Below are 260 nucleotides of genomic sequence, written 5' to 3'. Positions count from 1 at the left end.
GCTCGGCCCCGGCATCGTCGCCAAGGCTGCCGCCAACCAGCTGAAGGTCATGACCGTCGACGACCGCCTGGTCGATGCCGATGGCAAGCCGCTGGAAGACGTTCCGCATATGGGTATTTCCGCCACCAAGATCGGCGAGACCGTCGGCCTGGCGCTTGTCGACGAGATCAAGAAGCGCGGCTGGGACATGAAGAATGTCGGCGCAATCCGCGTTTCCTACGACCAGCTTCCGACCGCTGTTGACCGCGTCGAAGGCGCGA

Annotated in this window: 1 pseudogene; it reads left to right on the top strand. The window is 63.8% G+C overall.

The features are described from left to right. A pseudogene (locus SB772_RS42595) lies at positions 1–260 on the top strand (arabinose ABC transporter substrate-binding protein); the annotation flags it as partial.

It is taken from the genome of Paraburkholderia sp. SIMBA_030, assembly GCF_046535245.1.
Classification (GTDB): Bacteria; Pseudomonadota; Gammaproteobacteria; order Burkholderiales; family Burkholderiaceae; genus Paraburkholderia.
This window is presented reverse-complemented; position numbering and strand designations above follow the sequence as displayed.